General features: G+C 71.2%; 18 protein-coding genes. 2 read left to right on the top strand and 16 right to left on the bottom strand.

Translation table 11 applies throughout. From position 1 onward, the window contains the following. Positions 1 to 82 precede the first annotated feature (82 nt). The 16 genes from ACFWBN_RS31610 to ACFWBN_RS31535 form a co-directional block, all read right to left on the bottom strand. A complete protein-coding gene (locus tag ACFWBN_RS31610) occupies positions 83 to 904 on the bottom strand; it encodes a hypothetical protein (RefSeq protein WP_385182458.1) in 822 nt (273 codons plus the stop codon). Further along, a complete protein-coding gene (locus ACFWBN_RS31605) occupies positions 904 to 1623 on the bottom strand; it encodes an SAF domain-containing protein (RefSeq protein WP_385182455.1) in 720 nt (239 codons plus the stop codon). Before ACFWBN_RS31605 ends, ACFWBN_RS31610 begins: the two co-directional genes overlap by 1 nt. Before the next feature lie 53 nt (positions 1624 to 1676). Next, entirely contained in the window at positions 1677 to 2618 is a 942-nt protein-coding gene (locus ACFWBN_RS31600) for a hypothetical protein (RefSeq protein ID WP_385182451.1), read from the bottom strand. Further along, positions 2612 to 3199: a hypothetical protein gene (locus ACFWBN_RS31595; RefSeq protein ID WP_385182449.1), complete on the bottom strand. Its 588-nt coding sequence runs from the start codon at positions 3197 to 3199 to the stop codon at positions 2612 to 2614. Before ACFWBN_RS31595 ends, ACFWBN_RS31600 begins: the two co-directional genes overlap by 7 nt. Before the next feature lie 352 nt (positions 3200 to 3551). Next, a complete protein-coding gene (locus tag ACFWBN_RS31590; protein WP_385182446.1) occupies positions 3552 to 3815 on the bottom strand; it encodes a hypothetical protein in 264 nt (87 codons plus the stop codon). Further along, positions 3812 to 4720 (bottom strand): replication-relaxation family protein, encoded by a 909-nt coding sequence (locus ACFWBN_RS31585; protein ID WP_385182444.1) that lies wholly within the window; start codon positions 4718 to 4720, stop codon positions 3812 to 3814. Before ACFWBN_RS31585 ends, ACFWBN_RS31590 begins: the two co-directional genes overlap by 4 nt. After that, complete coding sequence (locus ACFWBN_RS31580; RefSeq protein WP_385182441.1) at positions 4717 to 7296, bottom strand: ATP/GTP-binding protein; 2580 nt, start codon at positions 7294 to 7296, stop codon at positions 4717 to 4719. Before ACFWBN_RS31580 ends, ACFWBN_RS31585 begins: the two co-directional genes overlap by 4 nt. Next, a complete protein-coding gene (locus ACFWBN_RS31575) occupies positions 7278 to 7961 on the bottom strand; it encodes a hypothetical protein (RefSeq protein WP_385182438.1) in 684 nt (227 codons plus the stop codon). Before ACFWBN_RS31575 ends, ACFWBN_RS31580 begins: the two co-directional genes overlap by 19 nt. A gap of 136 nt (positions 7962 to 8097) precedes the next feature. Beyond that, positions 8098 to 8304, bottom strand: coding sequence for a hypothetical protein (locus ACFWBN_RS31570; protein ID WP_385182435.1), 207 nt, complete (start codon positions 8302 to 8304; stop codon positions 8098 to 8100). 219 nt (positions 8305 to 8523) lie between these two features. After that, positions 8524 to 9519, bottom strand: a complete 996-nt coding sequence (locus ACFWBN_RS31565; protein WP_385182433.1) for an NlpC/P60 family protein — start codon at positions 9517 to 9519, stop codon at positions 8524 to 8526. A 119-nt stretch (positions 9520 to 9638) separates the two neighbouring features. Then, positions 9639 to 12341, bottom strand: coding sequence for a hypothetical protein (locus tag ACFWBN_RS31560; RefSeq protein ID WP_385182430.1), 2703 nt, complete (start codon positions 12339 to 12341; stop codon positions 9639 to 9641). Positions 12342 to 12352: 11 nt separating this feature from the next. Further along, the gene (locus tag ACFWBN_RS31555; protein ID WP_385182428.1) at positions 12353 to 12712 is read right to left on the bottom strand and encodes a hypothetical protein; all 360 of its coding nucleotides are present in this window, start codon (positions 12710 to 12712) and stop codon (positions 12353 to 12355) included. Continuing rightward, on the bottom strand, positions 12709 to 15291 hold the full coding sequence (locus ACFWBN_RS31550; protein ID WP_385182426.1) for an ATP-binding protein: 2583 nt from the start codon (positions 15289 to 15291) through the stop codon (positions 12709 to 12711). Before ACFWBN_RS31550 ends, ACFWBN_RS31555 begins: the two co-directional genes overlap by 4 nt. Next, the gene (locus tag ACFWBN_RS31545; protein WP_385182424.1) at positions 15291 to 15815 is read right to left on the bottom strand and encodes a hypothetical protein; all 525 of its coding nucleotides are present in this window, start codon (positions 15813 to 15815) and stop codon (positions 15291 to 15293) included. Before ACFWBN_RS31545 ends, ACFWBN_RS31550 begins: the two co-directional genes overlap by 1 nt. Continuing rightward, positions 15812 to 16153 carry a hypothetical protein gene (locus ACFWBN_RS31540; protein ID WP_385182421.1) on the bottom strand — a complete coding sequence of 114 codons (342 nt, stop codon included), beginning with the start codon at positions 16151 to 16153 and terminating at the stop codon, positions 15812 to 15814. The genes ACFWBN_RS31545 and ACFWBN_RS31540 overlap by 4 nt, the downstream gene beginning before the upstream one ends. Further along, positions 16150 to 17226, bottom strand: coding sequence for a conjugal transfer protein (locus tag ACFWBN_RS31535; RefSeq protein ID WP_385182419.1), 1077 nt, complete (start codon positions 17224 to 17226; stop codon positions 16150 to 16152). The genes ACFWBN_RS31540 and ACFWBN_RS31535 overlap by 4 nt, the downstream gene beginning before the upstream one ends. Before the next feature lie 317 nt (positions 17227 to 17543). On the opposite strand from ACFWBN_RS31535, the gene ACFWBN_RS31530 reads away from it, so the two are divergent. Together ACFWBN_RS31530 and ACFWBN_RS31525 are read left to right on the top strand one after the other, a co-directional pair. Beyond that, positions 17544 to 17945 carry a hypothetical protein gene (locus ACFWBN_RS31530; protein WP_385182416.1) on the top strand — a complete coding sequence of 134 codons (402 nt, stop codon included), beginning with the start codon at positions 17544 to 17546 and terminating at the stop codon, positions 17943 to 17945. A gap of 782 nt (positions 17946 to 18727) precedes the next feature. Further along, positions 18728 to 19399, top strand: coding sequence for a hypothetical protein (locus tag ACFWBN_RS31525; RefSeq protein WP_385182413.1), 672 nt, complete (start codon positions 18728 to 18730; stop codon positions 19397 to 19399). The last annotated feature ends 196 nt before the right edge of the window (positions 19400 to 19595 follow it).

Raw genomic sequence — 19595 nt, 5'->3', positions numbered from 1 at the left:
CGCGGGTACGTGCTGCGGGGCGGCAAGGCGGGCCTGCAGCGAGTCGGACGCCGGGGCGACCTGCGGGTCATGATGCAGGGGGTTAGCGCGCACCGCTCACCACCTGCCCGAGGGCGGACGTGAGAGGCGGCGGAGCGAGGCGTGAGCGGCGGATCGCCACCAGCTCCTGCACCCGCACCGCAGCCGACCGCGCCGAGCGCATCAGCTCGCTGGACTCGAACCGGCGGGACTGCTCCGCCCCGTCGGACAGCACCCTGGCCTCCTTCGGACGCCACGGCAGCACCGCCGTCACCGGCACGCCCAGCGTCCGACGGACCTCCTCCTTGGAGAAGGGGCCCTCATCGACCAGGAGAACGCCGAGTTCGGCGCCCCCGCCGACGAGTTCGCGCAGCGCATTGAGGCGCACCTGCGCGCTCTGCAGACTGCGCAGCGTCGTACGGGCCACCATCAGCACGACGTCGGCCCGCTGGGCGAGAACCGCCGACGCTCCTAACGCGCCGCGACGACCCAAGTCCACCAGGACGTCGTGCTGGTGCGCCTCGATCCCGGCGAACATGGCAGCGAGCGGCTTCCACACCGGCTCCATCGCGGAGGCGTGCGCAGGGTCGTAAAGACCGGGCAGCACCAGCCGGTCACGGGTCCCCTCGTCGGTGACATCGACCAGCTGACGCCAGAACGCTTCACCCAGCTGGCCCTGGCGCCCCGCCACGGCGAGATTCCGCATCCCGCGCGAGTTGTCCAACGTGCCCTGCAGCGCGCCCGGCAGGATCGCGCCGCCGTCCGGGTCCGCCTCGGCGAGGACCAGCCGCTGCCCCTCCGCCAGGGGCCACGTCATTAGCAGCGCCATCGCGACCGTGGTCACCCCCGGTGAGCCCAGGCCTCCGGTCAGCGCGACGACGGCCATCAGCTGACTTCCTGCGGAGCGAGGATCAGAGCGACCGCGCCCGTCGCGACCCGCGCGGCAAGCGTGGGCCCGTCGGCGGCCGGCAGGGCCACGTCGACGACCACGACCCCGGTTGCCGGAGCCGGCTGACCAACGGCAACCACGGTCGCGGACTGCGTCTTCGGCGCCGCTCCGGCCCCCTCGGCCGGTTTCCCACCTCCGGCCCCCTGGGCCGGATCCGGCGTCGATACGATCAGCACCTTCTGTCCCGGCGCGACGCGGCTCGCGGGGAGTTGCGAGGGCTTCAAGGCCACGCCCACCAGCTGCTCGCCAGCCTTGATCAGCGACTCGGCGGTGACCTGACCAGGAGACAGGAGCGATCCGGCCTTCAGCGCCACAGCGGCCCGCTGCCCGACCACGCCCGCCTTCTTCGCCACCGGGACGGCCTTGACGGCCGGGTCCAAGGCGAGCGACGCCGGGGCCAGGTCCGCATCCGTGACAGCCGCTCCGACCGGTACGTCACGGGCCACCACCAGCACGGCGGTCCGCTGCCCGGACGCGGTGAACAGCAACGCCCCGGAGAGACCTCCGGCCGCGATCAGGGCGACGGAGAGCGCGATCAGCCCAGGCCGGCGGCGTCGTTGCCGAAGAACGCGCGGGGCGACCGCGGGGGCGCCGCCCGGACCGGCGGGCGGCGGAGTGGACGCCTGACCCGGCACGGGCGTGGTGGTGGTGCTCACGAGCAGTGCCTCCAAAGCGAAGGAGAGAAAGGGATGAGAAAGGGGGAAGGCGGCTACTGGCCGACGACCTGGAGTTCTCCGATGCGCACCGGAACCTGCGAAGTGCGGGTCGTGGTCAGGTCGCCCTGCTGGCCCCCGCCGACCCAATGCACGGCCCAGGTCGTCGTCGCGGTCACGGTGTAGTCCCCGACGCCGGAGTAGCCCGGCATGCCGCACTGCCCGCCGGCCGTGTTGGGCGGGTTCAACCCATAGGACGGGCTGTACGGGGCTCCCGGAAACGGGCAGGACACGGTGGTGCCGTTTCCGAAATTCCACACGACGTTCTGCACGGTCGCCGTGGCCGTCACCGTCACCCCGAGCGCGGTTGCGCTCGCCGACGTCGGACCGGTGGTCTGCGGGCCGGGCCCGTTCCACACCCACACGGGCACCCCGACGGTTCCGGTGCCGCCCCGCTTGGGTGCGATGCCGATATCGGCGCCCAGGAGCCGCATCTTGTTGACCGCTTCCTCGGCCAAGGCTGCGAGGTTCGGACCGCCGCCGTATCCGGGAGGGGGGTTCTGGAACCAGCGGAAACCGCCCATCAGCGGCTGGCCCGGGCACTGGCCGTTGTAGACGGCGCCGTCTCCCGGGGTGTGGCCGGCCCAGACCGGATCGTCGGCCGGAGGCTGCGGATCCCACAGCAGCCAGTAGCAAGAGGTCGTCGCGTCGAACCAACCGGACTCGGTGTGGCATGGCACTTCGAAGTGGCCGCCAGACCCGTCACGGGCCATGCACTTGGCGGAATCGCCACCCCCGCCCCCGCCGTCACCCGGCTGGCTGTCATCACCAGGCTTGTCGGGCTTCGGAGGCTTCTGGCCGCCGGAGTGGACGTCGCAGTCGTAGACGAGCGGCGGGCAGCCCGCGCCAGGGCCGGGATTGGCCGCCGCTGGCGCGGTGGTCACGCCGAGAGCGAGCGCGGCGACCGCCGAGACCAGGTAGCGGCGATAGCTCAGCACGTTGCATCCCGGTCGATTTCCAGGTCGCGGATTTGCCAGGCACCACCGATCTTGAGTGCCGTGTAGATAGTTACGTGCCGGCGCTTGGTGTCGAGCGTCTTGACTGGCTCGCCCGTTTCCTTGTTGACCTGGACATAGGCGGTGGTATCGACGCAGTCGGTGATCGTGCTGGCTGGTGGCGTCTTGGACATGTCCATAGCGCTGATTACCGGAGAGATGACCGGCTCGCCCTTCATCACCGAACCGTTGTCGACGTAGTAGGCACGCGTTGCCTGGATCTTTGAGTAGGCCTTGTCGGTAGCCACCTTCTCGATGCCGGTGTCCTTCACCGACCCGGTGGCGTACACCTTCATTTGGGCGTCCCAGAAGGTGCGATAGACACCGATCAGAGCGTTCTTCTCGGCTTCCTGCGGGTCGGCTGACGCGCTGGGTGATGCGGTGGGGCCGATGGGAGCGCTTGAGGCCTTCGGCTCCTTGGTGCAGCCTGTCGTGACGGCCATGATGGTTGTGGCGATGGCGGCGGCTGCAAGGAGCCGACGGTGCCGGGCGGTGCGGGTGTGGTGCTGGCCTGCGGTTGTCACGTCGATACCCCCGGTTGTCACCTCGTCGGATGGGCGGCGGCTTGAGCCCCTAACCCGGCCCGATCGTCGCTGATGCAACGGTGCTCGTGCCGTAGCTGTGGGTTGTACAGCGCACCCTACGACCTCAACGCTTGAGCTTCCATGGGGTTCTTGGGGCACAGATGATCCAACGTCACCCTTTGCCCATAATTGCCGGTCAGTCATATAGCGATACTCCTTCCGTGGGGCCGGAGTTATCCCGGATCGTGGATGGTTCGAGTCGCACCCAGTCCTGTTCACGCACATGGTGAAAATCAGGCCATCTGGCGTGTTCTTTGCTATCAGCAAGATTTAGTGGGGTCGATCTCGCTCGTCAGAACGGTGCTTTGTCGGCGGACGTATCCCTGCGACCGGGTGACCGGTCCGCCGGCTGTGGCCCGTTCTGCCGCGGCGCTTTCCGGGACGGGCGGTCCCAGGCGAACGCGTACTCCTCGTAGGAGTCGATCAGCCCGTTTTCGATCAAGGCCTCGCGGTCGGCGAGCTGGGCCATGAGGTTCTCGTGATCGTTTTGGCACTCCTGCCAGTCGGTGGCCTCATCGGCGGACAGCCGTTCGGGGCGGTGTGGGCGGCGGGTCACAGCTGCATCCAGCCGCGGGGTTCGGCCGTACCGGCGAGCGGTGTCCAGACCGCGGCGCTTGGCCCGTCTTGTTCGAGATCTTCGAGGACGGCGGCGCCGAGGGGGACGCGGGCGGCGAAGCGGGTGACGAGTTCATGGTCGGAGGTCATGCGGCGCAGGTCGGCGATGCGGTTGGTGAGGCGGATGCGGGAGGAGCCGGTGAGGATGAACAGGACACGGGGGAAGCGCGGGTAGAAGCGCTGCCAGGCGAAGGTGGCGGCTTGGTCCGCGACGGTCTGGCGTCGTCCGGCCTGCTGGGGCGTGTAGTCGTAGAGGCGTGCGTAGGTGATCAGCTTGCGGGCCAGGCGTTCGCTGCTCATGGTCGTCCGGTCGATTTCCACGAAGGCTCGGTAGTGGAGGCGGCGGGGGTGGACGGAGGTGTAGTGGAAGACGGCGTCGGCGACGAGGCGGTCCTCACCGCCGGTGTCGGGGAGGCGGTGGGTGACTTCGGGCGTCCAGTCCAGGGGCTGGTACTCGTCGTTGCGGGTCCGGGCGTCGGCCAGGAACGCGAGGTGGGCGCGGACGCCGGTGAGGGCGTGCGCGGCACGCAGCGCGGCCGCGGTGGGTGAGGTGATCAGGTCGGCGTTGCGGCCGCGGAGTTCGGGCCAGTCGCTGACGGTCTGAATGCCTGCGGGGGTCAGGAAGTGAGCGTGCAGGCCGCTGCGGCCGCCGAGGACGGTGTGCGCGATGAGCCCCGCGGCGCGCAGTGGGCCGAGAACCTTGTGCACCTTGCCGGGCGGGGTGTGGGGCATGAGCAACTGGTGGAGCTGGGTGGTGGCCAGCAGGCGGTGCTGGGCGATCAGGGCGAGGGCCTGGTGTGCGTAGGTGTCGCTGCTGCAGGGCTGGATCACGGCGGAGGTGGTCATGCGAACTGCTCCTCGGTGTGCGTTTGGGTCGTGGCGGGGGGCGTCAGGGCGATGAGGAAGCTGCTGACCGTCTGCTCCTGGGCAAGCGCGAGGGCGGTGAGTTCGGACAGCGGCCGGGCGCCGGCGTTGCGCAGTGCGGCTCGCTGCAGGGCATCGGTCCGGTCCGGGCGGGCGAGCGTGCGGAAGACCTCGTTCAGTTCGGGGCCGCGGATACGCAGGGGGCCGATGCGGGTGCCGGAGATGGTGAAGGAGGCGTAGTGCTGCCACCGGTCGAGGGCGGAGATGTCGCCGTTGGTGACGGTGGCGCCGGGCCACTGGCCGGTGATCTGCGCGATTGCCTCGGTGGAGCCGGCGGTGGTGGACAGGCAGGAGGCGTTCTGCAGGAGGGCGGCGCGGGTGGCGGGGTTCAGGCGGTGGAGGAGTTGGGTCATGCCGTGCAGGCGGCAGCCGAACTTGCGCAGCTGCTCGGTGATCTCCGCGATCACGGTGGATGCTCCGGCATCGAGGGAGATCAGTTCGTCCAGGTAGAAGCGGAACGGGGCGCGCTTGCCCTCGGGGAGGTCGCGGCGTGAGAGGCCCGCGCGCAGGAAGTCCCGCACGATCAGGGTGACCAGCATCCGGTCGGTGGGGCCGGTGCCGGGCGGGCAGATCCAAACGACGTGCGACTCGTCCATGGCCCGGCGGATGTCGTACCCGCTGAGCGGGCACCCCAGGAACGCTCTCGTGACCGGGTTCGCCCCGAGGCGCTCCAGCGGGTTCAGGACGGTCAGCAGACCGTCCTTGGGCAGGTCGGGGAAACTCGTGGTCCACCAGCGACGCGCCTCGTCGTCCAAGGCCCTGAGTACGAGATGACGGAAGGATGGGACGGTCAGCAGCGGCCGGATCTGGAAGATCGTGGCCTGCTGGTCCTGTTTGCCGGCGGCCACGGCGTGGCCGTTTACGGCGACCAGGGCTTCGACGGCCTTGGTCAGGATTGTCAGTGCGCGTGGCGCGGCCAGGTCGTCCCAGCCCAGAGAAGTCGCGAACGCGTCCACAACGGCGGCCGCCACATCGTACGGGCGCTGTCCGCCGGCCATGTCGAGCAGGTTCCAGCAGCCCAGCAGCTCGTTGTCGCCCGACACGGTCAGGTCGAACAGGGCGATGCGGTCCATGATGTCGTCGTGGGCGAGGTAGCGGGCGACCTCGGCGAAGGAGTCGCCGTGCGGGTCCACGAAGGCGAGCCCGCGCCCGTTGTGGGCGCTGGCGACGGCATGGACCTGGGCGCGCATGGTCTTGCCCCAGCCGGCCTTCCCGGACTGGACCTCGAAGAGGGTGTCGTCCTCGTGGGTGGCAAGCAGCCGCTCGCGGCCGTCGCCTCCCCGGTACCAGCCCTGCGGCAGCAGGTCCTTGCCTCGCTCGTACGTCGGCATCTGCGTTTCCGACACCGGGATGCGTGCCGCGGCCGTGGGCGGCTTCATCAGCCCGGCCAGCTCCTCGATTCGCGCCCACCCGCTGCGCGCGGGACGCATCAGCGCGTGTGTCCACTGCCTGTCGAAGCGACGGCGCCACGGCCATGAGTCCGGCCCGATCCGCACCGGGCCCAAAGACCAGCCCTGGGAGTGGAGGCGGGAGGCGCCGGCGTAGACATCCATGGAGGCGTTGACGAGCGCCAGGAGCTGCTCGGCGCGGCCTTCGGCGTCGGAGGCGCACCGCACCAGGACCTGCACCCGCATCAGCCCGGCGTTCTCGGCGAGGTTGCCCAGGACGCGGTCCCGGTCGATGTGCTGGGCGCGCGGCACCAGCATCGGGCCGCGGCCGTTGCCCTGCCACTGGGTGGGGTCCAGCACCCGGCCCAGGCTGCCGGCGGACTCCGTGTTCAGCGCCCGTGCCTCGCGGGCGGCTTCACGCCGGGCTCTGACGCGGGCCTGCCGTACGACCTGCTGTCGGCGCAGGGCCAGGTGCCAGCGGGGAGCGGGGGAGAGATCGACGCACACTTCGGCGAGGTCGCCGAGTTCGGCCCGCAGGCCTGCGACCGCATCGACGAGCGGCTGCAACGGGTCGGGTTCCAGCGGTACTTCCCGCAGCCCGGATCCGGGCTTCCCGTGCAGGGTCAGGACCGTACGCACCGTGTGAGTACGGACCTTGTCCGCGATGGGGGCGGCTGGGGTGATGGTGACGCGCGGACCGAACGGGGACCGGGACAGCAGGGCGCGGGCGGCGGCGGGTGCCTCGATCCGGTAGGTGAGGGGCCGGCTGCCGTCGGCCCGCAGGCGCAGCCGCAGCGTCCGGGCGCGGCGCGGAGTCCACCACGGTCCCGACCCGGCGGCGCGGATCAGCTGAATTCCCTGCCGCCAGATCTCCTCCTCTCCAGGCGAGAACTGCCCGGATGGCACAAGCTCCACATGCGTGCGCTCGGACAGGGCCTTGGCCGCCAGCCGCTGCTGGACCGCTTCCCACCCGGCCAGCAGCAGGCCTGCCACGAGTGCCAGCCACCAGAGGTGGTCGTACGTCCACGCCCCGGCCGCCCACAGGGCGGCGAGGACGCCGCCGGCCAAGTCGAAACCATCGGCCGCGGACGTCATGAGGTTCGGGTCCATGTTCCGTCTCCGTTCTGGGTGAAGTGGACGGCGGCCGGGCGGCCGTCCAGGAAGGTGCCGGCAGGGTCGGCGCCGGCCCACACCAGCCGCACGACGGCCCCGCCGGCTGGGCCGCGGCGGGCGGTTGCGGCCTGGATCCGCACCTGCGTGTATCGGTCCGTCTCGGCCAGCCACGCGACACGTCCCTCGTACAGGAGGAGGGTCTCGTCGGCTGTCGGTAGGTCGCGGGGTGCGGCCGTGTCTATGACCTGTTGGATGAGAGGGTCCGCGGCCTCGCCGGATCCAGGGGGCGGAAGCTCACCAGGTCCGGACGGCGTCGGCGTCGGCGACGTCGCCAAGGCCGCGGCTGTGGCCGGGCTGAGGCTGAGACCGGCAGCGCCCGCCCCGTCGACCTCATGGGGCCTGCTCGTCCGGCCCGCCGGACTCGGAGCAGGCCCGGTGGCGTCGGCCGCCCCAACTCCGCCTGCCGCCTGCTCCGTCACGGACGCGAGCGGGGTGACGGTCCGTACGGCCGCCGAAGTCTGCCGCGGGGGTGTCCCGGCGCCGGGCTCGGCGTGCGGGCGCAGCCCCGCATACAGCAGGAGGGCTCCGGCGCAGCCCAGCACGGCGGAGGCGGCGATCAGCCGCCACCCGTTGTGTGTGTAGGTTCCGGGACGACTCGTCATCTGTCGCCGCCATGACCTGCGTATCTAGTGACTGTCCAGAAGACATGTCGCCGGATTCGGCCAGCTGACTTCTCGTACCCCTCGGGCGGGATGACAAAGAAGTTGGACGGATGGGACAGCTGCGGCCAGCCGACCGTCAGCGGCGCCGCAGGCCCCACATACGCATCACTAGCCAGGCGGGGCGTACGACGAGGCTCAACCAGTAGGTACCGGCTACCGCCGTCATCACCGCAACCACCCACCAGAGCGCTTGGTCCCTGAAGTCGCCCTGGGCCAGGATGAGGATCCCCGCCCCGATGATGCTGAGCAACAGAACGTGCTCCACGGAACTGCCACGCTTCACGGGTTGCCTCCTGACGCCGGCTGACAACTGGGTGACGTACCCACGTGCCTCCCGGATAGACGTACTCGCTGGCGGCATCCCCCGCATGGATGAACGGGCGGGCTGCCGCACGACAGATTGCCTGGACGCGTGGCCTGCCGCTTCTTCCACCGCCCGACAAGTCGATGACAGAACGCTCGGACGGCGTCATCCGAGACCGGAACCTACAGTGTGTGGTGCTCATAGGAGGCGTGCCCCTCCCGCGTAGTCGGGCAGGGCGGTGACCGGGTCGAGGCGCACCGACTTGCCCGGCCGGGGAGCGTTGATCATCTTTCCGTCGCCGAGGTAGATCCCGACGTGGTGGATGCTGGCGTCGGACGTGGGGCTGTAGCCGAAAAAGACGAGGTCGCCGGGGGCGAGCGCGCCGTAGCCGGCGGAGGCGGGGATCCGGCGGCCCATACCGGCCTGGGCGGCGGCGGTGCGGGGCAGGCGGATACCGGCCTTGGCGTAGGCGTAGAGGGTCAGGCCCGAGCAGTCGAACCCGGTCACGGTGCGGCCGTCCTGCCCGCCGGGGGAGCAACAGATGCCGGTAGAGGGGCCGTCGGCGTTGCCGCCGCCCCACGAGTAGGGGAGACCCTGCTGCGCCAACGCTGCTTGGACGACAGTGCCCGCACTCCCCGAAGGGACACTCGCTGCGACGCCGAGGGAGTCATAACGGGCGATGCCCGAAAGGACATCGTCCACGTACGCCCAGGACGCGTTGTAGGTGTGGATCGCGGTGCGCAGCTGCTCGAGGTCGGTCAGGTCGCGGCCGTTCCCGCACAAGTAGACGGCGGCCGATGCGGCGGCATCGTCCGCGTTGTGCGGAGATACCTGCCCGTCGCCGTTGCCGTCCTTGCCGTACGCACGGAACGTCTCGGGGAGGAACTGGAACGGTCCGACGGCACGCTCGAACTCGGCGTCGCCGTCCCAGCGGCCGCCGTCGGTGTCCCGGATCGAGGTCGTGTTCCCGCCGGCACCAGAGCCGTCCAGGCGAGGGCCGGTGATCGGTGGGGTGATGTCGCCGCCCGCCGAGACCGTGCGGCCCGCGGCGTGGTCGGACTCCACTCGGGCGATCCCCGCAAGGATCTGCCAGCGCATCCCCTGGCAGGCCGGGACGTGCGCGCCGATCTGCGAGGCGCCGGTGAGGTAGGCGGCGAACATCCGCGCGGGGATCCCGGCTGCCGCCGCATCCACGCCGCCCCCCGGGCTGCCGGCCCGGCTCCGAGCTGCCGCCGACCACAGCACAGGCCCGGTACAACAGGCCGCCGCCAACATGAGGAGGACTCCGAGGCAGCCCAGCTTCTTCCATTGCTTCACGCTTCACCGCCCTCGCGCCGCCGGCGCTCGGCCTCGTCCACGCGCCGTTCGAACATCCGCCGTAGACGCTCGGCGTTCGCCTCCTCCGCCGCCCGCGCCTCGTCCTCGCCCCGGGCTCCACTCCGCGAAGGACCCTGCGGCTGCGGTTGTGCCTGCGGGCGAGGCCGGGGCTGTGGCCAGGGCTCGGGCTGCCGCCGGGAGGCCTGCGCCGTACCGCCGCCCGCTGTCATACGCCCACCGGAAGCCGCGGTCCTGCCCGACGCTGTGTTCTCGTCCCGCTGCGGTGCGGTTCGGCGGGGACGTTCGGACATCCGGCTGGTGTTGGGCTTACGGCCGGCTTCGGCGCGCGGGGCGGAGATGCGGGTACGGGGCGCGGTGTCACGTTCGCGGGAGGCCAGGGGGGCGGTTGAGAAGGCGGCGGCCATGGCGGTGTCGCCTAGGGATCCCATGGGGTTGTGGACCTGCCAGGCGGTAGCGACGGCCTGCCCCGCGTGGTCGACCCGGTCGCGTACGGCGCGGCCGCCGTCGGCCCATCGGCCGCCGTCCTCGCGGACCTGGAGGGCCGCGACGCGCAGCTGGGTGCGGGCGTCGTCGGTGAACTGCGAGGCCGTGCTGCGGGCGCGGCCCAGGTTGCGGGGCAGGCCCGCGGTCGCACCGTAGGCGAGGCGTGCGGTGCGGGACGCGATGCGGTAGCCACGCAGCCGCGAGGCGCGGGCGTGGATGCGTGATCCCAGCAGGGGCCGGTCGGTGTTCGGATCGTGCAGAACCTCGCCGGTCTCCCTGTCCACCACCGGCTCGCCACCGGTCGGACCCTGGCCGCGGTTGCCGGCGTGGGCCTGGAGCTGGGCGGCTGCGGGTTGCTGTCCGGGCTTGGGGCCGATGAGCGCGGCGTGGGCGCCGCGCAGGGCAATGGCGAGCGGTGCGAAACCGCGCCTGCCTTCGGCCATCGCGTCACCGAGGAGCCGGCCCGGGGAGAACGGCATGCCCGTGCCGTCGCTCAGGGCGGCCACGCTGCCGAGGGACCGCAGGCGCGCCCCGAACGCCCCGTGCACGGCGGAGGATGCGCCGCCCAGGCCCATGCCGGCCTGCGCGGCGGGCCCGTGCATGGCCAGCGAGGCCCCGAACTCGGAGTTGTCGCCGCGTAGGTGGCTGCCGCCGATCTTCGCGAAGCGCATGCGGGTGGCCATGCGCTGCCCGAAGCCGGCCGTGGCGGCCAGAGCCCGGCGGTGCATGATCAGGAACGCAACGGCGAGTGCGTCCACCAGGAGGAGTCGTTCCACCATCTGGTCGGGCCCGGTGTCGGCGAGCAGCGCATCCACGGCGATCCCGAACAGGGGCAGCGCCATCGCGGCCACGAACGCGACCAGGGCGGAAACGACGAACACGCCCAGCCATCGCCACAGCAGCATCCGGGACGGGCCGGGCAGCATCGCCCACACCCAGACGATCGGCCCGGTGGCGGCGGTGGCCGCGTCCGCGCCCTGGGCGCCGAGCATCACCACCGCCATCGAAACGATCATGAAGGCCACCACGATGACGGCGACCAGCAACGCCAGGACCGCCCACACCCGATCCCACGTCGGCTCCTGTGCGTATGCGGCTGCCGCCTTGCCCACGGGCCCGGCGCCTTTCAGGTCCTTGATCAGCCTGGGGAATCCGACCTGGTCCGCTCTTGCCGCGCGGCAACGCTCCTCGCTCTGCGGGTCGAGCATCCCGCAGTGGTCCCCCTGGCCTGTTGCGCTCTCGCAGTACTTCCTGGAAGGACCGTCGAGCCCTGCGCAGGAATTCTCTTTGTCCGGCGCAGGCGCGTTGCTCTTGACCCACATGAGATGCGCTTTGTACGCAGCGGCGTCGCCGGGAGTCTTCGGGTCCAGGACCCGCCCGTACTGGATGAGCATGTAGGGCTTGACGATCAGCGCGTCGGTCAGCGCGTTTTGGATCGGGGTGGTGACGGTCTTGGCGTCGGCCTGTTCGTTCACGCAGGCCTCGTGGGCCGGGCCGACCGCGGTGTCGCACGGGCGGCCGCCGCGGCCCGGGGTGTCGAAGTAGGAAGACGTGGTGATGGACGCGACCTCGATGGCGGCCTGGTGGGTCTGCTGGAGCGGACCGTCCTTGCCCAGCAGGTAGTCGGGGCGAATGAAGGCACTGGCGGCCAGGGCGGCGATGACCAGGGTCATCGCGATTTCCCCCAGGCCTTTTCCGACCTTGCCGCGGACGAAGAGGACCAGTCCGAAGACGAAAGCCCAAGCCAGCAGCAGGCCTTCGAGACCGAGCGCGCCGACGACGTGCCGCTGGTAGGCGTCGGCGAGATTCTGCGCGGGATCGGTGAGCAGTGTGAGCAGAGGGAAGTCGAAAACGAAGCGGAGCAGCCAGCAGCACAGACCGACCAACAGGCGTACCAGGGTGAAGAGGCCATCGAGGAGAAGCCGCTGGGTTTCCCCGATGACGTCGAACGACATGCCGCCGCCGGTGACGACGTCTTGCACCTGCTGCCCGACGGAGGGCGCGGCGACGGTGGCCTCCAGTTGGTAGCCGCTGAGCGGCACGCCCTCCCGCGTGGAGATGTCGAGGATTCCCAGCAGCCCTCCACCGGCGGCCGTGTTCCCGTCGGCCGCGGCGGCCACTGACGAGTTCGTCACCAGGAACACGACGGTGAGCAGAACGACGAACCCGGCCGCGCGCCAGGTGCCGTGGTCCACCCGGATCCGCCTCACCGTGTCCGCCGTTCGACGGTCAGGACAAGTCCGATGGCCCCGGCGATCGCGACGGTGGCGAACACCAACAGCCCGGCCCGGCCGCGCAGAGCGGCCGGGATCAGCGTCGCCGTCGCGGCCGCGGTGGGGCCGGCTGTCACGGCGTCGGCGGACCGGGTCGCGGTTGTGGTGGCAGGGGTGCGGGTGCAGTAGTCGTGGGCAGGGCCGATGACCCGGTCACACGGACCGGCGTCCGCTGCCGCAACGTCGGGTGCCGAGGCCTTGCCGGCCTGGGGGCCGGCCCAGGCGGCGACGGTGCAGGTGAGGAGGAGCAGGCAGACGTCGGCGCCGAGAAGCAGCCGCAGTTGACGGTTCATCGAGAGGTCCCCCCGTGGGCCGCTGCCCTAGGGGCGCGGCCGGGTGTGGTGAAGATCGATTCCTGAAGGCGGGGAACGGGCGGGACGACGACCTTGATCCGGCCGACCTGCATGCGCGGGTCGCGCAGCAGCATCTCGCCCTCCCGGCCGGCCTGGCCGACCGGCGATAGACCGGTGGTCACCAGTTGCAGCAGGTCCTCGTCGTCGCTGTCCAGGCCCAGGAACTTCAGGCCGCGGACTGCGCGGGCGCGGTCGGTGGTGCGGGCCAGGAACCGGTAGGCGATCAGTCCGGCGTCCTTGCCCAGTTCCGCCTCGTCGTGGGCGCCGAGGAACACCCCGGCGCCGTGCTTGCGGCCGTCATGGAGAATCTCGTGGACCAGCGCGGCTCCCTCCGCGGAGGAGGTGAGCCAGTAGCACTCGTCCATCTCGACCAGACAGAACCGCTCCGGCTCACTAAAGGCCGCCTGCCGGGCGATCGCCGCGACCAGATACAACACCGCCCGCCCGATCAGGGCCTCCAGCGGCTGCTGGCGCAGTACCTCGACATCGGCGAAGGCCTCCCGCGGAGGGAGCGTCAACCCGGCAGTAGTGATCACGACCATGTCGGCACCCAGGTCCCCGCTCAGGGTGACTGCAGGCAGGTCGGGGTCGAAGACCATCGCGGCGAGCGGGTTGGTGCGCACGATCCGCAGCAGGTCGGCCATGGTCGCCGCTGCGTCCGCCCGGCTGGTGCCGCTGCCGGTCGCCGACAGCGTGGTCAGGATGTCCAGGACTTTGCTCAGGGACGGCTCGGGCCCGCTCGCCACTTCCTCGACCGCGTGGTGCAGGACGGCGCCGGCAGCGGACATCGCCCCCACCCCCAGTTGCAGGGTCAGGTATGACAGCGCGTAGTGGGCGCCGACGGGTCCGCCGAAAACCCTCAAAGGGTCGAGGGAGATCCGGGCCTGGGCGGCGTCGATGATCTGGCACCGCTCGCCGGCCGCCGATCGGGCGAACGTGGCCCATTCCCGGATCGGGGTCCGGTCGATGACGATGGCCCGCCCGCCCCGGTCCACGACCGCGGCGGTGACCAGCTTCTCCAGCACACTTTTGCCGCCGCCCAAGTCTCCGATCACCGCGCTCGATGCGGAGGCGTTGACCTGCGGCGCGTCGGCCGGGTTCAACAGGACGGGGCGGATGGTGCCGCTGTCGAGGTCGTGGCCGATCATCATCCCCGCCGGGTCCCCCACTCGGGACAGGGTCATCGCACCGCCGGCGGCCCAGTCCTCCGCCAGCTGGTGCTGTGTGAACTGCGTGAGCTTTGGGGACCGCACCGATCCGGGAAGCGACAGCGCAAGGAGTTCCTCCTGCATCCCCACCGGACGCACCGCCCGGTAGTCGGCCCCCGACAAGGCCGCAGCCAGTTCCCGCGCGCGGGCGTCACAGGTGACGGGATCCGGCGCCCACACGGTCAGCACGACTACCGACTGGACCTCGACCTCCACCGATGTCCGCGCCATCCGGGCGTCCTGCTCCGCCAGATCTCCGGCGGCTTCGGGGAGCGAGTGCGGCATCCCGGTCGGCTGGGCCCCGTACTGGCCCGCCTGGTCCAGGAGCTCGCGCTTCTTGCGCTGGACCTGTGCCCGCGCCTTCTTCGCAGGCACCACCCGCAGATCCACGGCGACATCGACGGGGAACGGCATACCCTCCAGCTGGGCCAGAACGTCCGCGCTCGCCACCGACACCGCCGGCGGCAGCTCGGCGAGGACCAGATGCGCCTGGTAGCCGGTCCCGGCGTCCGTCTCGACCTGGAGCCACTTGCGGCCGACCGGCGACGCCGTCGCCGCCGACTTCCACCACCCGCCTGGCCCCGCCCAACGCGCCTTCACGGTCTGCGCCTCCGGCCTCGGCTGGCCGCCCTCGTGCAGGCAGACCTGGCCGACGTCGGCGTAGGAGGGGGAACGGAGCTGCCCGTCGTGGACCCGGCTGCCGTAAAGGGGGCTGAATGCGGCGTCGGACAGGAGAGGTTCCTCCAGCCCCCGGTGCAATGCGTGCTGGACCAGCCACACGATCTCCGCCGGGGACGCAGGCCGCAGTCCCAGACCACCGCCCAGCGAGGCCTGCAGACGCTCGGCGTCCTTCTGCGCGGACAGGACATCGGCTTCGGGCACCGCAACCGGCGGGACACCCAAGACGGCGGAGAGTTCCGCGTACATGGCCCCGAGCGAAGCCGCCGTCGCACCGGCCTTGCTCGGCAGCGGCACGGTCAGCCACAGAGTCCGCTCGTGCAACTCCTCACCGGCCAGCAGATCGACCGTGGCCGCGCACGTCTCAGCCCACGCGGGCATCCGCTGCCAGTCCAGTTCCTCAACCATCCGCTCGGCGACCTCGCCCGGATCCGTCCGCGCGGCCAGCGCGAAGACCCGCGGCTCCAACGCGGGCATCGACCGCACGAACGACGTGATCCGCCCGAGGAGTTCGTCCCGGACGCGGCCGGGCTGGTAACCCCCGGCGAGGGGCGCCACCCGCCATACCGCCCACACGGTGCCCGATGTCGACCACAGCAGATGACCAGCGATGTGCCGGAACGGCAGCCGCATCACGCAGCCCTCCCCTCGGGGGCAGCCGCCTGCTCCAGCAGGCGTGACAGCCCCGACCCCGCCACGGCACCGCGCCCGGCCACCGGCGCGAGCACGCGACCGCCCGCAGGAGCGTTCCCCACGGAGGACAGGACCGAGCGCACAGGAGCCTGCTGGACGACGAACCGGCCGACCAGAAACGACGGGCGCCGGTCCCGGGCCACACGGCCGGCGATCCGACCGGCCGGGTGCCGCAGCAGCAGCACGAGCATCCCGGCGGCCGCGGTGAACGGGTTCTGGCCGGCGATCTGGCTATGGCGCACCGCCCACACCGCACCGAGCCACAACGCGATGGGGATCGGGCCGGCCCACGACCACCAGGCGTACGTCTTGATCAGGGCGAACGCGCCGCCGCCCAGCGCCACGAGTTGCGCCGGGGTGTACGGTCCGAACGGCACCACCCAGTCCCCGAGCTTGCCCAGCACCCACGGATGCCGGCGCGCGCTCGTATAGACCCGCGCAACGCGCGGCTGGGCAGCGCTCACAGCGAGTTCCCTGCCACCGGCCCGGCCCCGGCCTTCCAGCCAGGCCGGGGACTGATGACGACGATGGGCGCACCGGCCCCCGTGGTCGGGTTGTTGATCTTGTCGGTGACCTTGCCCGACAGGGAGTCCCGGGCGCTGTAAATGCTGAGCGCGATGATCATTGCGAGCAGTGCGCCGATCGCGGCTTTGAAGGAGAACGTGCGGGCGATCCCGGCGAGTACGAGGACGGCGAGGGCGACCTTGAGGCCCTTGTCGGCCCATTTCGCCGCGGTGTCGAGCAGGGAATCGCCCAGGACATCGAGCTCACTCGCCAGGAGTACAGAGGGGATGGTGCTCATCGGGCATCCCCCGAAAGTGCCGTGGCCGTGGGGGCGGGCGAGGCCATGCCCGCGGGCGGGCCGGTCACTCCGGCCTCCAGTGCGCTGATCTCCCACCGTCCGGCCCGGGCAATGACCTCCGCCCGGTAGAGCAGCGGCCAGCGCACACCCTGCGCGTCCTCGCCGGTCACCCGGATCCGCACCCGCGCCTTCGCCCCGTCTGCCGGCGCCGCCTGACCGGCTGCGACATCGGCGTCCGCGGCGACGTCCTCAACGTCCACCCGCGTGTATGGGGCCGACTTCGGCGCCGCCACCCGCAGTCCCGGGGACAAGTACCGGTCCAGACCCGCACCCTGGCCTCCGCCCAGGTATGTGCGGACGAACTCGCCCAGCGTGGTGCCCAAGGGCGAAGAGGCGGGGACGGAGCGGGTGAACTCCTTGGCGGGCGCCGTGGGCGCGTCGAGGGCGGCGACTTCCGCCAGCGGCCCCACGACCGTGAACTGCCCGCCGCCGGTGTCACGCACGCCGGACACCGCGAAGTACCGCACCAGCGGCACCACCGCATGGTCCGGCCCGCTTGCGGAGGAGGCGGGTTCGTTCTGCTCGCGGAGTACCGCCACCATCACCGTCCACGCCGCGTCGGGACCGTCGGCCATACGGACCGCTACCACTCGCGCCGGCGCAGGGGCTGCGCCGGCAGTGCGGGGCCGCTTCGGCAGCTCCACCCCGGGGGCGAGAGACCGCAGCGCCACAGCGGCGGCGCTGTCCGGGGCGGCGGCATCCGTGCGCAGCCAGAGGTCGACGAACAACTCGGCGGTGCCACGCGGATCGGCCGGGGGCCGGACAGCCTCTGCGGGGCGGGGCGCGGGCGCGGCCTGGGCCACCGTGGTCCTCGGGATCGTGACGGCGACGGCCAGGGCGAGGGGACCGGCCGCGAGCGCAGCCCACACACCCATCCGCGCCCAGTGCGGACCGCGGGAGACCGGCCGCCCGGCGGGGACGGTCTCCGGACGCTGCGCTCGCAGCGGCTGAGCAGCCGGCGCGGCAGAGGCGCTTGCCGCGCGGCGGCGGGGCGGGGGAGGAGTGGGAGTCATGGCGACGCCTTCCGTGGAGGGGTGATTGCTCTGCCCTACGAAACGGCGACGACCTCACCGGTTGGATCACCACGGCCACCCCGCCGGCATCACGGGTGGACAACGCCTGCGGCGGTGGCTTACCGGTGACTCACCACAACCTCCCCACCGCAGGTCATCGCCCTACTCACCGGCCGCGGGTGAAGTCACCGGTGAGTGTGCGCGGCCTCACCGGCTTTTCACGCGCGGCAGCGAGGGCAGAGCCATGGCTCGCTCGTCGGGGTGGACTTCCACCCACAGCCGTATCGGGTGCGACCCGTGGACACGTTGGGAATGCCATGCGAAAGATCGTTCACCTGAATGCGGCGGGAGCCCTCGCGGCGGCCTTCGTCCTCTCGGCGGCCGGGCCGGCGGCCGCCGACTCCAGCGCCTGCACGCACCATCTCTCCGGCCCGCAGATTTGCATCAGGCTCGAGGGCAACAATTTCTGGAACACCCCCGTCGGGATCTGGACTAACCCGCCGAAGAAGGTCAAGTCGCGGCAGGTGACCCTGTACGTGAACGGCAAGCCCTACGCCTTCGGCAATCCGGCGACAGCAACCCGCGTGGGCAAGAGCCTCAGCTACAGCTGGCGACGCGACCAGTTCGACGCCGACTCGAAAATCTGCGTCAAGTTCAAGGGCATTGACCGGACGGCCTGCGAGTACGTGCGGGACATCGGCGACCGCGCGCCGCTCTAGACACTTCGCGTCGGTCTTCCAGCCGACGGCCCCGAGGCGGGGTCGTACCTGCTTCCCCCGCCTGGACGACCCCCTCGGTCGCGGCGCTCAGGCTTTGCGCTGCGTGCTCGGCCTTGCCCGCCTGCAGGCCCCAACCCGTGTCGGCGGGTGTATCCCCTGCCGGTCGCTGCCTGAAATATGGGGTGATTCATGGGGGGACGCCAGCGGGGGATGCGTGGGGGAACCGACAGGGGGATGCATGGGGGGAAGGTGCAGCGTCGTCGGTTCTGCATTTTCCCAGTTGACCGGGTCTTTTCCGGCTGGTGACTGCCCGGACTCTAGGTCTGGGCGGGGAGTGAAGGGGTTCGGGGAGGAGGGCTGGGGCTTGGGTTGGGGGCGGTTCGGAGGCTTGGTGTTGAGAGAGGTGGTGGGCTGGGGGGAGTTGGCGAGTCGGGGTTGGAGGCGGAGAGATTGGGGGGCGGGGAGACAAGGAGAGGGAAGGGAGAAGCGAGGAGTGGGGAGGCGAGGGGGGAAAGAGATGTGGCCGGCGCCCACTTCCGCCGAGGGCGGGTGGCAAGGGCGCCGGCCTACCGAAGAACACACCTCGGGAGCAACCCGCATGCGTCTCAGGCCCGAGGATAGCGCGCGGACAATCCATCGGCGCACACCCTGACGCCGTTCGGATGCGGTACCTTTTTCACGCACGCGTGACTACTGTCTGGCGGATGCGAGTGCACTGGCGTGCGCAGCGCGCCTCGCCTACCGGGAGGTCGGAAGTCGTGATTCGTGCTGGACGAACCGCAGTGGGGCGCCGGGAGCTTGCCGATGCCCTGGGGCTGAAGTGGTCCACCTTCGACCGTACGAAGCCGCATACAGCTGCCGGCTTCCCGCCCCCGGTCAGCTCCGAAGGCGCACTCGTGCTGTTGTGGGACCTGGAGCAGGTGGAGGCGTACCGCGACGGCCGGCCGCAGCCGGCCATCCCGGCGGTTGACCACCAGGAGGACCTCCTCGACCGCCGCGAGGCGGCCGTCCTGCTCGATGTGAAGCCGCGCAGCGTGGACAGCTACAAGACCGACCCCTTTCTCGCCGACCATGTTGTGGTCGTGGGCGGGGTCGAGCACTGGCCGCGTGCCGCCGTGCTCGCTTACGCGGCCGGCCGCGGCACCATGAGCGCGCCCCGCGGTCGGCCCAAGGGATCGGGCGACATGGTGCCCCGCGACCTGCTCCCCGGCCGCATTGCCGAACTCCTCGACGCGGACCCCGCGGTGACCGCAGCCCACACCGTCGACGTCCTGGGCATCTCCGTCCCTGCTGCGCAGCGACACCTGCAGCAGGAGCGCGCGGCACGCATCGTCGAGCTGATGCGTACGGAGCCGGGTCTTGACGTCGAAGGGGCGGCGGAGCGCCTCGGCTATCCGCCGGCGGTCCGCCGAGCGGCCCTGAAGGCCGCTCGGGAACTCTACGGCGCCTCCTAGCGCCCAGGGGACCGACTTGTCCTTGAGGGTGCTGCAGCCGTCCGGCTGTGGCCCCCTCAAAGCATTTCAGCCCGGCGGGGGGCGGGCGTTGCGGGTCCGGCGCTGGCCCGGGGGTGAGCGGCTTCGCCGCTCACCCCCTTGGCCGCGGGCGGTCGCGAGGGCACGGCAGGCTCCGCTTCGCTGCGCCGGCCGTGCC

Origin of the sequence: Streptomyces sp. NPDC059989, assembly GCF_042736975.1 — a bacterium.
In the GTDB taxonomy this organism is placed as follows: Bacteria; Actinomycetota; Actinomycetes; order Streptomycetales; family Streptomycetaceae; genus Streptomyces.
This window is presented reverse-complemented; position numbering and strand designations above follow the sequence as displayed.

Excerpts from the sequence above, each read along its gene's own strand:
- ACFWBN_RS31540 (WP_385182421.1), bottom strand. The coding sequence starts at position 16,153 with ATGAGCACCATCCCCTCTGTACTCCTGGCGAGTGAGCTCGATGTCCTG.
- ACFWBN_RS31535 (WP_385182419.1), bottom strand. The coding sequence starts at position 17,226 with ATGACTCCCACTCCTCCCCCGCCCCGCCGCCGCGCGGCAAGCGCCTCT.
- ACFWBN_RS31530 (WP_385182416.1), top strand. The coding sequence starts at position 17,544 with ATGCGAAAGATCGTTCACCTGAATGCGGCGGGAGCCCTCGCGGCGGCC.
- ACFWBN_RS31580 (WP_385182441.1), bottom strand. The coding sequence starts at position 7,296 with ATGGACCCGAACCTCATGACGTCCGCGGCCGATGGTTTCGACTTGGCC.
- ACFWBN_RS31585 (WP_385182444.1), bottom strand. The coding sequence starts at position 4,720 with ATGACCACCTCCGCCGTGATCCAGCCCTGCAGCAGCGACACCTACGCA.
- ACFWBN_RS31555 (WP_385182428.1), bottom strand. The coding sequence starts at position 12,712 with ATGAACCGTCAACTGCGGCTGCTTCTCGGCGCCGACGTCTGCCTGCTC.
- ACFWBN_RS31610 (WP_385182458.1), bottom strand. The coding sequence starts at position 904 with ATGGCCGTCGTCGCGCTGACCGGAGGCCTGGGCTCACCGGGGGTGACC.
- ACFWBN_RS31575 (WP_385182438.1), bottom strand. The coding sequence starts at position 7,961 with ATGACGAGTCGTCCCGGAACCTACACACACAACGGGTGGCGGCTGATC.
- ACFWBN_RS31550 (WP_385182426.1), bottom strand. The coding sequence starts at position 15,291 with ATGCGGCTGCCGTTCCGGCACATCGCTGGTCATCTGCTGTGGTCGACA.